This is a genomic window from Fenollaria timonensis (assembly GCF_001457835.1).
Taxonomy (GTDB): Bacteria; Bacillota; Clostridia; order Tissierellales; family Peptoniphilaceae; genus Fenollaria; species Fenollaria timonensis.
Genome location: NZ_LN898230.1, coordinates 40,579 through 54,629, shown reverse-complemented (window position 1 = coordinate 54,629; position 14,051 = coordinate 40,579). Strand labels below are relative to the sequence as shown.

At 37.1% G+C, this 14,051-nt stretch carries 20 protein-coding genes; all 20 read right to left on the bottom strand.

Annotation, left to right across the window (positions count from 1 at the left end):
• Nucleotides 1-1,326, bottom strand: coding sequence for a glutathionylspermidine synthase family protein (locus tag BN3004_RS03470; RefSeq protein ID WP_489884271.1), 1,326 nt, complete (start codon nucleotides 1,324-1,326; stop codon nucleotides 1-3).
• Nucleotides 1,316-2,539: a glutamate-cysteine ligase family protein gene (locus BN3004_RS03465; protein ID WP_058259874.1), complete on the bottom strand. Its 1,224-nt coding sequence runs from the start codon at nucleotides 2,537-2,539 to the stop codon at nucleotides 1,316-1,318. The genes BN3004_RS03470 and BN3004_RS03465 overlap by 11 nt, the downstream gene beginning before the upstream one ends.
• Nucleotides 2,540-3,724, bottom strand: coding sequence for a cation diffusion facilitator family transporter (locus tag BN3004_RS03460; protein WP_058259873.1), 1,185 nt, complete (start codon nucleotides 3,722-3,724; stop codon nucleotides 2,540-2,542).
• A gap of 4 nt (nucleotides 3,725-3,728) precedes the next feature.
• On the bottom strand, nucleotides 3,729-4,442 hold the full coding sequence (locus tag BN3004_RS03455; protein WP_058259872.1) for a class I SAM-dependent methyltransferase: 714 nt from the start codon (nucleotides 4,440-4,442) through the stop codon (nucleotides 3,729-3,731).
• Between the two features lie 70 nt (nucleotides 4,443-4,512).
• Nucleotides 4,513-4,848 (bottom strand): hypothetical protein, encoded by a 336-nt coding sequence (locus BN3004_RS03450; protein ID WP_058259871.1) that lies wholly within the window; start codon nucleotides 4,846-4,848, stop codon nucleotides 4,513-4,515.
• Nucleotides 4,849-5,284: 436 nt separating this feature from the next.
• The gene (locus BN3004_RS03445) at nucleotides 5,285-6,460 is read right to left on the bottom strand and encodes an ISL3 family transposase (protein WP_058259271.1); all 1,176 of its coding nucleotides are present in this window, start codon (nucleotides 6,458-6,460) and stop codon (nucleotides 5,285-5,287) included.
• A 173-nt stretch (nucleotides 6,461-6,633) separates the two neighbouring features.
• A complete protein-coding gene (locus tag BN3004_RS03440; RefSeq protein WP_058259870.1) occupies nucleotides 6,634-7,587 on the bottom strand; it encodes a hypothetical protein in 954 nt (317 codons plus the stop codon).
• A 9-nt stretch (nucleotides 7,588-7,596) separates the two neighbouring features.
• Nucleotides 7,597-8,118, bottom strand: coding sequence for a HutD family protein (locus tag BN3004_RS03435; protein ID WP_058259869.1), 522 nt, complete (start codon nucleotides 8,116-8,118; stop codon nucleotides 7,597-7,599).
• A gap of 62 nt (nucleotides 8,119-8,180) precedes the next feature.
• Nucleotides 8,181-8,522, bottom strand: coding sequence for a 50S ribosomal protein L17 (rplQ, locus tag BN3004_RS03430; RefSeq protein WP_058259868.1), 342 nt, complete (start codon nucleotides 8,520-8,522; stop codon nucleotides 8,181-8,183).
• 10 nt (nucleotides 8,523-8,532) lie between these two features.
• The gene (locus BN3004_RS03425; protein WP_058259867.1) at nucleotides 8,533-9,486 is read right to left on the bottom strand and encodes a DNA-directed RNA polymerase subunit alpha; all 954 of its coding nucleotides are present in this window, start codon (nucleotides 9,484-9,486) and stop codon (nucleotides 8,533-8,535) included.
• A gap of 37 nt (nucleotides 9,487-9,523) precedes the next feature.
• The gene (gene rpsK, locus BN3004_RS03420) at nucleotides 9,524-9,922 is read right to left on the bottom strand and encodes a 30S ribosomal protein S11 (RefSeq protein ID WP_058259866.1); all 399 of its coding nucleotides are present in this window, start codon (nucleotides 9,920-9,922) and stop codon (nucleotides 9,524-9,526) included.
• Between the two features lie 14 nt (nucleotides 9,923-9,936).
• Complete coding sequence (gene rpsM / locus BN3004_RS03415) at nucleotides 9,937-10,290, bottom strand: 30S ribosomal protein S13 (protein WP_058259865.1); 354 nt, start codon at nucleotides 10,288-10,290, stop codon at nucleotides 9,937-9,939.
• 16 nt (nucleotides 10,291-10,306) lie between these two features.
• On the bottom strand, nucleotides 10,307-10,420 hold the full coding sequence (gene rpmJ / locus BN3004_RS03410; protein WP_019214309.1) for a 50S ribosomal protein L36: 114 nt from the start codon (nucleotides 10,418-10,420) through the stop codon (nucleotides 10,307-10,309).
• An 11-nt stretch (nucleotides 10,421-10,431) separates the two neighbouring features.
• Nucleotides 10,432-10,650 carry a translation initiation factor IF-1 gene (gene infA, locus BN3004_RS03405; RefSeq protein WP_019214308.1) on the bottom strand — a complete coding sequence of 73 codons (219 nt, stop codon included), beginning with the start codon at nucleotides 10,648-10,650 and terminating at the stop codon, nucleotides 10,432-10,434.
• Between the two features lie 9 nt (nucleotides 10,651-10,659).
• Nucleotides 10,660-10,944: a KOW domain-containing RNA-binding protein gene (locus BN3004_RS03400; protein ID WP_058259864.1), complete on the bottom strand. Its 285-nt coding sequence runs from the start codon at nucleotides 10,942-10,944 to the stop codon at nucleotides 10,660-10,662.
• An 8-nt stretch (nucleotides 10,945-10,952) separates the two neighbouring features.
• Entirely contained in the window at nucleotides 10,953-11,600 is a 648-nt protein-coding gene (locus tag BN3004_RS03395; protein ID WP_058259863.1) for an adenylate kinase, read from the bottom strand.
• 10 nt (nucleotides 11,601-11,610) lie between these two features.
• Nucleotides 11,611-12,870 (bottom strand): preprotein translocase subunit SecY, encoded by a 1,260-nt coding sequence (gene secY, locus BN3004_RS03390; protein ID WP_058259862.1) that lies wholly within the window; start codon nucleotides 12,868-12,870, stop codon nucleotides 11,611-11,613.
• Between the two features lies 1 nt (nucleotide 12,871).
• Complete coding sequence (gene rplO / locus BN3004_RS03385) at nucleotides 12,872-13,327, bottom strand: 50S ribosomal protein L15 (RefSeq protein WP_058259861.1); 456 nt, start codon at nucleotides 13,325-13,327, stop codon at nucleotides 12,872-12,874.
• A 16-nt stretch (nucleotides 13,328-13,343) separates the two neighbouring features.
• Complete coding sequence (gene rpmD / locus BN3004_RS03380) at nucleotides 13,344-13,520, bottom strand: 50S ribosomal protein L30 (protein WP_019214303.1); 177 nt, start codon at nucleotides 13,518-13,520, stop codon at nucleotides 13,344-13,346.
• An 11-nt stretch (nucleotides 13,521-13,531) separates the two neighbouring features.
• The gene (gene rpsE / locus BN3004_RS03375; RefSeq protein ID WP_058259860.1) at nucleotides 13,532-14,038 is read right to left on the bottom strand and encodes a 30S ribosomal protein S5; all 507 of its coding nucleotides are present in this window, start codon (nucleotides 14,036-14,038) and stop codon (nucleotides 13,532-13,534) included.
• Between the last annotated feature and the right edge of the window lie 13 nt (nucleotides 14,039-14,051).

Here is a 14,051-nt window from a genome sequence, read left to right as displayed (position 1 = left end):
TTAAGACTCCTTTGCCTTGATATTTACACCAAGATAATATTGGTGCAAGCTCGATATGATATTTCCAGTGCCATAGCGCGTGTAAAGGCCCTTAAATTTTTTGTTATATATAAATAGGCCGACTATGGACTTAAGCTTCTTCACAACTGGCTTACCGTCCTCGTCAAATAAAACGACGTCCCTCTTGTACGGCTCAATGTACTCTTGGTAGATGTAACCTGTATCAGCATACTTCTTAAGTATGGCGGCGAAGTCCTTCTTCGAGTGGTCCTTGCCGACGAAAACGCCCTTCGATGCGTTATTATCAACCGGTTTAATGATGTACTTGTTCTTGTTATTTAGCACTTCGTCCGCAGTTTTTTTAGTCAGCATCGCTGTATATGGAATGTGTTTTTCAATAAATTCAAGCTCGTCCTTTGACAAGAAACGCTTTACGCGGTCCTCGAATAGCTTGATGAATATCCTCTTGTCGTGCATAACTTGACTCTTGAATGATCCCACCATCACGAATTCATCGTTTAGGTAACCGTCAATAAAGTCTTGTATCTCGTCCCAATGCTCTACCGCTTCGAAAGTAACTAGCCTTCTATAGACAGCGTCTATCCTGAACTCACCTGCATATATGTGGCCGTCCTTTCGCTTGATATCTCTCGCGTCGCAGATAATTGTCTTGATACCCTTCTTCTCGAAAGCTCTCTTAAAGCGCTCGAATTCTTCATGCGAAGCGCTCTCCATAATGTCAACTATGGCTAGATTAAAATCTTCTTCACCAGTCGTTTGTGTATAAAGCTCCTTGAACTCATCTACCCACGAGTCAAATAATTCGTAGTATGAAAATTCATAGCCGTAGCGCTTTTCCATCTCCTTCATCGCTTCAAGCTCAAGCATGAATGGAGCGACCTCGTTATCTTCGTTCATGGCAGAGGAGCCATCGGTATTTAGCTCGCAGAATTTAAATTCATCGCGCGATTTATAAAATATGTCGTAGCGGCAAATTGGCACAAATGTCGACAGAAGCGGCTTGTGTATCAAGAGCCTCTTCATCTTGTCATCAAAATCAAAAGTATTTCTAAAAGATGATATAGCGACGTAAGCCTTAGTCACCTTGTCAGAAATCCTCATCATCATCTCAGAGATGTATTCAAAAGTCTCTTCGTCCTCTTCCGATACGAAGAATGGCTGGTAAATGGCAGGAACCGGCTCGCCTTTGTACTTTGCCGTCGAATTTGCCACCTTATCTAATAGTTTTTTATAATCTTTATAATATTTCTCAGGATCTTCTTTAACTATGTCAATGTATCTTTTGCCAATGGTATTATAATCCATATTTTTCAAAATTTACCTCCCTTATCGATTTACCTGAATCTATCACTTCTTCTAGCGCGTTTAAATAATGCGCTTCATCACCCAAAGATGACTTTGCAAGTGAAATCAAATCTTTTGCTATATCTAAAAAGCTTCTGTCCTTTAATTTGCCTCTTATACCGCTCTCCTTAAATGAGTCAAGCGCCTTTAGAGCGTCGTCATAAGTGACATCCTTTATCATCTCATAGACCTTGTCCAAATTTTGGTAGCTTGTAGCCTTGATTAAAGCGACTAAGCCAAGTAAGTAGTCTATTTGAACGGAGTCCATCATCCTTATCTCGATATATTTCTTCGCGCGCGTGTCCGGGAAGAACATGCTTAAAACGTGTTCAACGAGCTTTTTGTCTGCCTCGTCTATCCCTTCCATGTCCTTAATCTTAGTGTGTCCTGTGTAAATGTCCTCGCCGTTCTTATGAATGAAGATGCAAGGCCTATTTACAATGTAGTCAGCATATGATGCGTAAGAAAAATCATCGTCAAAGGCCTCTTTGATTATGCTGCAGCGCTCCTTATCAGTATTCTTCCAGATAGTCATTCTTAAGCCGTTTTCCTTATATGCCTCGCCCTCGAAAATGTTTGCGTTTTCGAAAATGGCGTAGAAAACTGGGCTGAGTGCATTATATACTCTCATCTTGCGTCTAAAGTCCTCTTCGTCTTTGTAGTCAATCGAGGATTGAGAAGCAGCTGTACCCTTCATCATATTGTGGCCCATAGTGCCGGTCTCATTGAAGTACTTATACATAAGATCGTAGCGCTCCTTAGGCAGTATCTTGATCTCGTCAATCTTGGTCTTCACATGGTAGCCCCTTTGTAAGATATTGTAGCCTCTTTTTTCTACGACTTCATTTATCTCCTTCATGCGTCTAAAATACTCGTCTTCAAGCTCTTTGATGCGCCACGCCTTTTTTATAGACAGCTCAAATTGACTACCCGGCTCTAGACTGATAGCCGTCTCGCCCTTTGTCGCGCCAAGCAAAACGCCATCGACATAAACTGCTTCGTAGCCGATTTTGATTAAGTCCTCAAGTATGTCCTTAACACCGCCGTCGTCCCAGTAAGTGACTGCCTTATCATTTTCGTCCACTATAAAATTTTCTATCTCAAAGCCTATGGCGTAGTCCTTTTCAGCCTTCTCGCCGCTTCGTATATAGTCAATAATCTTATCTCGTATCATTTACTCATCCCCTATATTCGTAAAATTCGGTATTATTCTAAGTCTATAGTCATATTCACTCGAAACATCTCTTTCAAAACGCTCTTTCATCTCCTCAGCAAGCGCTTCCTTGTCCTTACCATGCATATCATTAAGAACTATATCCAGTAGAACTATGTCCTTGCCGCAATTGCCATTCAGAACTCTAAAGTCATGTAGCGCAACAACATTCTTGTCATCTCTAACGCTCTCCACAAGCTTCTTGTAAAGCTCAGTGCACTCGTCCTCTTCCATGTATGGATCGACGTGTATAATGATGTTTATATTGTACTTTTCCTCAAGAGTCCTCTCCCAGCTGTCAATAACATTATGCGCTTCCTCAATCGTTAAGTGAGCTGGCATCTCGACATCAAGCGAGATATATACATTGTCAGGGCCATAATTATGGGCGTGAAAATCGTGTACATTTTTAATCAGTGGTTCTGCCTCAAGGTCCTTGTAAATCTTTTCGATAAGGTCCTTGTCCGGCTCCTCGCCAAGTATCGGGCCAATAGTTTCCTTTATCATCTCAATACCATTCTTAATAATCATCAGTGAAACGAGTACGCCGAAGTAGCCGTCGATTTGAACGTCAGTAAATAAGGAGCTAATCATCGGCACTATGACAACCATAGTCGTAAAGACATCACCAAGCGAGTCAATGCTAGTTGCCTTCATCGCCTTAGAGTCAATCATCTCTCCCGCTTTTTTATTCAGTATAGTTATGAAAACTTTTACAAGTATTGAAAGAATCATGATGATGAAGCTAAGTTTATCAAATTTAACCACATCCGGATTAAGTATCCTTAAAACTGATGACTTGATGAATTGCAGACCGATAATGATTACAATGATGGATATGAGTAGGCCTGATATATACTCAATCCTGCCGTGTCCGTACGGGTGCTCCCTGTCCGCGGGCTTCTCAGAAAGCTTAAAGCCAAGAAGAGTCACCACCGACGATATCGTGTCGAAGATGTTATTTACCGCGTCCGCCATAATGGCGATGGAGTGAACGAAGAGACCAATAATTACCTTCGAAACGCTCAGTAAGATGTTAAATATGATACCTGTAATCGAAACGAAGTAGCCTGTCTTCTTTCTAAATAGCGGATCACGCGTGTTTGTGTTTGGTCTGTTTATAAAATAAATTAATTTCTCTATCATTTCTTTAACCTTCTATGAAAATATTTTTTAAGCCGAATATCTCTTTGATTCTTTTGTATTCTTCCTCCGCGAGTGGATTTGCCTTGTCTTTAAAGGCCCTTATCATAAGATTTTTTGGCGTATGATCCATATCAATGAACTCAATAATTTCTGATTTGTAGCCATTCTTCTCTAAGTAAAGACTTCTAAGTGAGTCAGTGACTATGGCTGCGACCCTCTCCTTGAGTATGCCGTGCTTAAGAACGCCATTTAAATCATCAGATTTGATTTTCGGGAAAAGCTCCTTTTGGCAGCACGGAACAGATAGTATAAGCGCCGCATTTAACTCTACCGCCTTCTTTAGAGCGATGTCAGTCGCTATATCACAGGCGTGCAAGGTAAGCATGATGTCGATGTCGTCACTTTTGTCGTAGTCCTTAATGTCCTTGCACACAAAATTTATCTCCTCATAGTGAAGAGCGTCCTTAATCCTATTTAAATCATTAACAACGTCTTCCTTTAAGTCAAGACCTTCAATGTAAAAGTCCACTTTTCTAATATTCTTAAGGTAATAATAAACCGCAAAAGTGAGATATGCCTTGCCGCAGCCAAAATCTAGTATGCGTATCTTTTTCGAAGTATCAATCTTATCAAGCGCCTTGTCAAAAATCTCAAGGTACTTGTTGATTTGCTTGAACTTGTCAAAGTATTTATTGTAGACCTTGCCGTCCTCGCTCATCACTCCAAGGTAGATAAGGAAGTCGACCTTGTCACCCTCGTTAATTATGTAGTTTTTCTTATTGTTATGGCTAAGCGCCTTCGCCTTTTTTTTCAGTTTTCGTGCTTATGGCCTTGATCTTTCCCTTATTGTTAAAAACTTGATAAGAGTCCGCGTCAATAGTTATAAAGAGCTGCTTGTACTCATTCATTAGGGCTAATAGCTTCGCCTTCGCCTCGCCCATGGCAATGTTCTCGTGAAAAGCCTTCTTTTCAATGAACTTTTCAATTTGTAAATGCGCCTCACTCTTCATGACTATGGTCTTAATCTTCACCTTGGACCCGTCCTTGTTAATAGGGCCCGAGAAAGAGCCACGAAGCGCCTTATTATTCTTTATAGCATCATCAATAATAGATTCAAAATTCATAAAATCACCTATGTATAATTACCCATTGCCATGATTATTAAAACAATATAATATGCTAAATTGTGTAAACAATTGCTAATTAGCTAGTTCTAAGCGCCGCAGATGATATACGCCGAGCGGATGATATACGCCGGGCGGATGGTATATGCTGGGATGATGGCATATGACGGGCATATGGCATACGACGAGCGATTGACATATAACGAGCGTTATATATAGAAAAAGCATGTGAGATATAATCCCACATGCCTTATAATTAGGCTCTATGTCAAATATTGGGGAGACTTATTGATTTAAGTCTCTCTTTTTATGTTAAAACTAACATTTGCACGTTTTTAATTTATATACTTAAAATAACACAAATTTATGTAATTTTTGCATGACTAATAAACCTATATAGGCTTATTAGGTTTTTATGATGTTTTATATATATATTTTAGTCTAAAAGCATTATTCTTTTTCTGAACCTCTCGAAGTTTCTCATACCAAAGCTGTTTCTTTTTAGTGTCTTTATCTTTGTATGTTTTCCTTCTAGTGCTCCATTTGAATGTTTGTAGTCAAATGAGTTTGTAATTTCATCAGACCAGTTTGTAAAGGCTGTTATACATGATTTAAACTCTTTAAGTTTTGATTTTTTACATATGTCTATCCATGCGTTTACCTTGTATTGTGCTTGTTCTTTGTTTTTCTGCACTAGAACTTCTTGATAGAAGGATTCTTTTAAGCCATATGCTAGTCTTAGCTCTTCGCTTATCTCTAGCATTAGAGCTGCTTCTCGCTTTTGATCATCATTAAGTTTTGGCATTGGTTTTGTAAGTATGCTTTTACTTCTTTTTAGGTATATTCTCATTTCTGCTGATGTATCTTTTTGTATTCTCTTTCTTACGTTTTCTAAGCTCCAAGAGACTTGTCTTACGAAGTGATATTTGTCTGCTATGTGTACTGCGTTTTTAAAGTATGCGTTTTTAACGTTTTTAAATGTTTTTGACATATCGCTAACAAATATCTTTACATTTTCTCTTTCTTCTTTTGGTATGTTTTTAAAGTATTCAAACAAAATATTTTCTTGCCTACTTTTAACTATGTCTATGATTTCATGTGTTATGCCATCTAGAAGTGAGCATTGATACTTGTATGAACCGCTGTCGCCTTTAAACTCGTCTATTAAAAGTACTTTTGGAAGACTTTTTCTCTCTACTGATAGGTAAGATAGGACTCTTGTAACTGTTGATGTGCTTACTGAGTATCTTCTTGATATTGACTTTATTGAGTAAAGTTCTCTAAACTCTCTAGCTATGGATGCTACTAGTCTTTTTGTCATGGTCATTTTCTTTGCTACTAGTTCTGTTTTGCTATCAATTCTTTTCCCGCAGCACTTACAGTTGTACCTAGTTTTTCTTAGGTTTATTATGCATTTTTTACCATGCATCTGTGTATCTTTTATCTTTTGAGTTCTGTGATCATGAACCCAGATATGTTTAGAACCACAGTATGGGCAGCTTTTTAACTTTTTTGTCTGTGCTTCTATAACTACTACATTTTCACCTTCTTTAAAATTGTTAACAACTACATCTTTACAAGCTAGCAAATTTATGGTATTATATTCTTGCACTTGTACACACCTCCTATGTTGTAGTGGTATTTTAAGTATAGGATAAAATGTGTGCAAGTGCAACTTTTTTTTGTAATTTTATCAAAAAAATATCTATTGAGGTTTTACTCCCCAATAGATATTATACAGCCTATAATTATTGTTTTGATTGAATTGTTTCTTCTGAATCTATTTTATTTAAGTAGATCACTTAAATGTACTGCTTTGTACTCGCCTCTAATATAGTTACCTAAATACATTGCCTTATCTGCTTCTGGTGAAAGTATTAGTGCTTTATCGATGATTTCTTTGTATTGATCTTCGTTAAGCATTTCTTTTGAGTCGCTGTACTTAAGTGGGGCGATGATTGTGTTGTCTAATGATATCTCTTCGCCATTGCCATTGACATAGCTTGTGCCTTCTTTAGCTACGCCTACTGGCATAATATTTAGCTTTGTACCAAAGTAGTCGATTTCGTATGTTTTGCCTAATTCGTATCTGTCTTTTTGATTGTAACCTAAGATTACTTGTGTTGGCTCTTCTATAAGAAGTGACCAGTCTTTAATTCTTAGCTTATCGCCTGTTTCTAATTCAAGATTTAAGAAGTTGTATAGATCTCTATTTGCATAAAATACTGGATCTTTGCCTTCTTCGTTTGCTAGTACGTATGTTAATACTGATTCGCCTTTGTTTCTCTTTGTGTCGTATGGTTTGTCTTCTGTTGCTTCATCTAATTTTCTATCCATATAGATTATGTTTTCTAAAAGTCCTAAGTAGTTTGCCTTGTTTGGCTCGTCTGCTTCTTTAAGTTCGATGTCTAGCTTGTATGGGTCGTTTGGATATAGTTCATCGTACTTTGCCTTATTTGCTTCATCGGCTGTATCTAGTAATGCATAAGCGTTTTCATACTTGTCATCAAGTGCTTCTGCTTTCTTAATTTCTACGCTAAGTGCGTCTTGTGGAAGTTCGGCTGTTTCTGTAGCTTCGCTTTCTGTCTCTTCTGTCTTTGCCTCTTCTGTCTTTTCTGTTTTGTCTATAGCTTCTGTTTTTTCTTCTGTTTCTTTATTTTCTTGTTTATTGCATGCGAATAATGTCATTGTTAGCATTAAAACTAGTGCTAACGCTAGTATTTGTTTATATTTTTTCATATTTCTCTCCTATTGATGTATTATTATGTGAATAAATTTGCCTTGTAGGTCTATAGTTTCATCATTGTCATCTGTCTCGTATAATGAATATTTATCCACATCTATGTCGTTGATTTTAGCTTTTTCGAGTGAGAATATATATTCTCCTCTATTTGTATTCAATTTTTCATTCTCTTTTATGGATATATCTGCTTTTTTATCTTTTTTAATGATGACGTTGAAGTCGCGTGATGGCTCTTTGCTAATGGAGATGACTTTTTCGTCTCCCATAAATTCAAAGGCTTCGTCATCTCTTATGATGATGGTCTTATCATCTATCAAAAGTGTGATGTCTCCTTCAAGTTTCATTAGGTAGCGCCTAAAGCCTGTGAAGTCTGAAAACTCTGAGCGCTCTAGGTCTATGGTCGCGGATGATATCCTTAGGTCGAAGTTTCTCTCTTGTAGGGTGGCATCTATCGGCTCTATGCAAAGCTGCTCTGTTTTGCCACCTTTCCAAGTGGAAACGATTCTTTTACTATTTAAATCTTTCATATTTCTCCAAATTTATGCGGTAAAAAAGTGGACTATTTAAGCCCACTTTATATACATCTAAATTATATTAATCTTAATAATGCGATTTCGGCGCCATCACCAATTCTTGGTTCAAGTTTATAAATTCTTGTGTAGCCGCCTTGTCTATCTGCGTACTTAGGCGCGATTTCTGTAAATAACTTTTTTGTTACTTCCTTGTCATAGATGTAGCTTTGTGCTTGTCTGATTGCGTGCATGTCGCCTCTCTTAGCAAGAGTGATCATCTTGTCAACCATTCTTTTAGTTTCTTTTGCACGTGTAACTGTAGTCTTTATTTCTCCCTCTTTTATAAGTGATGTTACCAAGTTACGAAGCATAGCATTTCTATGGTCGGTTCTACGGCCTAATTTTCTGTATTGTGCCATAAGCTTCCTCCTATTCTTCTTCCTTTAAAAATAAGTTGAGTTCTGCAAGCTTATTCTTTACCTCTTCAAGTGATTTCTTTCCAAGGTTTCTTACTTTCATCATTTCTGAATCTGTCTTGTTAACAAGCTCTTGAACTGTATTTATATTAGCTCTCTTCAAGCAGTTGTAGCTTCTAACTGAAAGATCAAGTTCTTCTACTTGCATATCAAGTGCTTTGTCTTTCTTCTTGTTAGGAACGTCAATCATTACTTCAACATCTTCGATACCGTCGGATAATTCCATAAGTAGTCCCATGTGTTCTGTGATAATCTTTGCTGCGTAACTTACAGCTTCTACTGCTTTTATAGTTCCGTTAGTCCATACTTCGAGTGTTAATTTATCAAAGTCTGTTATTTGTCCAACTCTTGTATTGTCTATCGATATATTAACTTTCTTTACTGGGGAGAAGGATGCGTCTATAGGTATAATGCCTATCTCTGCTTCTGTTTCGTCGCCAGTTCTGTATATATCTGTTAGTTCATAGCCTCTGCCTCTTACAAGGTCCATTTCAATACTTAATTTTCCATCTTCATTTATAGTTGCTATGTGATGATCTGGATTTATTACTTCAACTTCAGGTGATGCGATTATGTCTTTAGCTGTTACTTCTTTCGGTCCTTTTTGATCGATAAGTAGTTTTTGCGGCTCATCTCCTGTGTATTTTAAAACTAAGCTCTTAATATTTAATATTATTTCGCTTACGTCTTCTAATACTCCATCTATGGTAGAAAATTCGTGTAAAACGTTTTCTATCTTGATTTTGTTTACAGCTGCACCTGGTAATAGGGAAAGAAGTACTCTTCTTAATGAGTTACCAAGTGTTTCTCCGTAGCCTCTTTCAAGAGGTTCTATAATCATCTTTACATAAGTTCCGTCACTTGTAGCACTTTGTACTTGCACATGTGGCTTTTCTATTTCAATCACAATTAACCCCTCCTTAGACTAAAAAGTATATACAAAATTATACTCTTCTTCTCTTAGGTGGTCTGCAACCGTTATGAGGTATAGGCGTAACATCTTTGATCATGTTAACTTCAAGTCCTGTTGCTTGCAGACTTCTTATAGCTGCTTCTCTACCAGCTCCTGGTCCTTTTACATAAACTTCTACAGTTTTTAGACCGTGTTCCATCGCTTTTTTAGCCGCTGTTTCAGCTGCTTCTTGTGCTGCGAATGGAGTTGACTTTCTAGAACCTCTAAAGCCTAATTGTCCAGCACTAGCCCATGATAAAACATTTCCTTGCATATCGGAAATAGTTACCATTGTGTTGTTGAATGATGAAGAAATGTGAGCTTGGCCTTTTTCGATGTTCTTTTTAACTCTTCTTTTAGTTTTAGTTTTACTACCTTTATTTGCTGCCATTTACTTCTACCTCCTTACTTTTTAGCTGTCTTAGGGCCTTTTCTAGTCCTAGCGTTTGTCTTTGTTCTTTGTCCTCTTACTGGAAGATTTCTTTTATGTCTAATTCCTCTGTATGAGTTTATTTCACGAAGTCTCTTTATGTTTAGAGCAACATCACGTCTTAGGTCACCTTCAACCTTAATGTGATCAATCTTGTCTCTTATTTCATTTACTTCTGCTTCTGTAAGATCCTTAACTCTTGTGTTTGGATCTATACCACATTCACTTAATATTTTTTGTGAAGTTGAAAGACCAATACCATAGATATATGTTAATGATATTTCAACTCTTTTATCTCTAGGGATATCAACACCTGCAATTCTTGCCATTAAGCTACACCTCCTATTATCCTTGTACTTGTTTATGTTTTGGATTTTCGCAAATTACCATAACTTTTCCGTGTCTTTTGATAATTTTGCATTTATCACAAATTTTTTTAACTGATGGTCTTACCTTCATTTTATCTCTCCTTACTTCTTACGCCAAGTTATACGACCTCTCTCCAAGTCATATGGAGAAAGCTCGACATTTACTGTATCTCCGGGTAAAATCCTTATATAGTTCATTCTTAACTTTCCAGAGATATGACATGTAATTATATGTTCATTTTGAAGTTTTACCTTGAATATAGCGTTTGGTAGTGCATCGACTACTACTCCTTCAAGCTCTATAATGTCTTTTTTAGCCATTTTGTCCTCCTAATGTTCTTCTATCAAGAAAGGTTCTAGATACTTTCTTATTTGACTGTTTGTTAATTTTGAATTTTCTTCTACTTTCTTTTGAAAGTCTTCAACTATTGTATGATATACGATTAAGTGCTTGATCTTCTTAAGCTTAGGCTTTTCAAGCTTTCTTACTTTTCCATCGACTAAAAGCACGTGCTCATTATCAACTACTTCGTATACTAAAAACAGTCTCATCATATCTCTTCCGGATTTAGATTTAACCAGTTGTCCTACTACAATATCTTTTGTAGATTCCATCGTTACACCTATCTACCCAATTTTGATTTTATCGATTCAAAAGTCTCATCAATAGAAAGAGTTCCATCGATATTCAATATAATGCCTTCAGCTGTATAGAAGTCTACTAAAGGCTTTGTTTCTTTGTCGTAAACATCGATTCTGTTCTTAACAGTTTCTTCGTTGTCGTCCTTTCTAGTAATAAGAGCTTCGCCATCATAATCACATATGCCTTCTTCCTTTGGTGGGTTGTTAGCAATGTGATAGCTTCTTTGGCACTTAGGGCACACTCTTCTTCCAGTGATTCTATCGATTAAGAATTTAGAAGGTACTTCTATGTTGATAACTGCATCTAGTGGCATATCAAGCTTAGTAAGCATGTCTTTAAGTGCTTCAGCTTGGCTTATATTTCTTGGGTAACCGTCTAGTAAGAAGCCGTTTTCCTTAAGGTCATCTTTAGATAGTCTATCCATGACCATATCGTTTACAAGTGAGTCTGGAACTAAAAGTCCTTTGTCCATGTACTCTGTTGCCTTCTTACCTAGTTCTGTACCGCCTTTAATATTTTCTCTGAACATATCTCCTGTAGAAATATGTTTTACATTATAATGTTCAACTATCTTATCACTTTGAGTTCCTTTACCAGCTCCTGGAGGTCCTAAAATTAATAATCTCATCATTAACCTCCTAGCTTAAGAAACCTTTGTAGTGTCTCATCATCATTTGAGCTTCGATTTGCTTGATTGTTTCAATAACAACACCTACTACGATGATAATACCTGTACCTGTAAAGTGTGTTTGCATCTTTAATATTGATCCAAGTATTATTGGTAGTGTTGCTAATAATGCAAGTGAGATAGCTCCAACAAGACCAATCCTTCTAACGATCTTAGCTAAGTAGTCGCTAGTTGGTCTACCTGGTCTGATACCAGGGATGAATCCACCGTTTTGTTGTAAATTCTTTGAGTATTCAATTGGATTGAATTGTATTTCGTTATAGAAGAATGTGAAGAATATAATTAGTAAGATGTTTAATATAGCAAATGCTACTGAATTATATCCTAAATATGTTTCCATAAACTTACCAAATGAACCTCCTGTAATCATTCCGATTGTTTGGAAAGCTCCAAGGAATGATGTTGAGAAGATAACTGGCATAACGCCTGCCATGTTTACTTTGATAGGGATGTGTGTTGATTGTCCGCCATACATCTTTCTACCAACTACTCTTTTGGCATATTGAACGCCAATTCTTCTCTCGCCTTCTTGTATTAATACAACGAAAGCAACTATAGCTATCATAGCGATAACCATAACTATAACGTTGATTAGGTTATATTGTCCAGCTTTAGTTAAGTTAAAGTATTGGATTACTGTCTCAGGAAGTCTTGCGATGATTCCTAGGAAGATGATAAGGGAAATACCGTTACCAACGCCTTTTTCAGTGATTTGATCACCAAGGAATACTAAGAATTGTGTACCAGCTACTAAGCAAAGTACCATAAGTAATTTTGCCCAAGTTCCGCCAGTGATTGTTCCTCTTAATAGTCCAAATACTGTACCGATACCTTGAACTACAGCTAATACTATAGTTAAGTATCTTGTATATCTGTTAATTTTCTTTCTACCAGTTTCGCCTTCCTTAGCTAGTTCTTCTAGCTTTGGTATAGCTACTGTTAAAAGTTGTATGATGATGGATGCGTTGATGTAAGGATAGATGTTTGACGCAAATATACTTAATCTGGATAGCGCTCCACCGGCCATCATATCTAGAAAGCCTAAAAGGCTTGAGTTGTTTGCTGTAAAGAAGCTTTGAAGAGCATCTCTGTTTACAAATGGAAGTGGAATAAAGTTTCCAAGTCTATAAATGAATAGCATAGCAAGTGTGAAAAGTATCTTTGATCTAATCTCTTTAATTGCCCATGCGTTCTTTAGAGTCTTAAACATTTTATTTCACCTCTACCTTTCCGCCCTTTGCCTCAACCTTTTCTTTAGCACTTTCACTTATTCTTTCAACGTTAAGATTGATTTTCTTTTCTAATTCTCCGTTACCTAAAACCTTAACACCATTGGCTGTTGCTAAGCTTTTCTTAACTAAGCCTCTTTCGATAAGTTTTTGTGTATCTACAGTCTCACCATCGTCAAAGACATTTAAGCTGGAGATGTTAACTATTGCATACTCTTTTCTGAATATATTTGTAAAGCCCCTCTTAGGTAATCTTCTGAATAATGGCATTTGACCGCCTTCAAAGCCTGGTCTTACTCCGCCGCCTGATCTAGACTTTTGTCCTTTTTGACCACGACCAGAAGTTTTGCCTAGGCCTGATCCAATACCTCTACCTCTACGAGCAGCTTTTTTACCGATCTTTCCGCCTTCTTGAGCTTGTAAATTATTTAGCTTCATCTTTACACCTCCTTAATTAGTCTACGATTTCAAGCATGTAGTCTACTTTGTGTATCATCCCTCTAATTTGTGGGGTATCGTTCTTTTCTACTACTTGTCCTATCTTTCTAAGACCTATAGCTTTAACTACCTTTATATGATCAGAAGGTTTACCTATAAAACTTCTTTTAAGTTTAATTTTAATTGTGTTCATACTTAAACCTCCTATCCTAATATTTCTTCTACAGATTTTCCTCTTGCTTTAGCAACATCTTCGGCTTTCTTTAAATTTGTAAGTCCGTTGATTGTAGCGTTTACAATGTTACGAGGATTGTTTGATCCAAGACGTTTAGCAGAGATATTTTCAATACCTGCAAGTTCGCATACGGCACGGATAGCTGCTGATGCCTTAACACCTGATCCCTTAGGAGCTGGTTTTAAGAATACTTTACCTGCGCCATAAATGCCTTTTATTTCGTGTGGGATTGTTGTATCAACTATAGGAACTTCAACTAGGTGCTTCTTAGCGTCTTGAACTGCCTTTCTGATTGCTTCAGGTACTTCAAGTGCTTTACTCATACCAACACCAACGTGTCCTTGTCTGTCTCCAACAACAACTAAGGCCGAGAATCTAAAGTTTCTACCACCCTTTACTACTTTTGCAACTCTGTTTATAGAAACAACTTGTTCTTCAAGATCAAGAGTTGCTGCATCAATAATTAAGTGTTCCATCAATTCCCCTCCT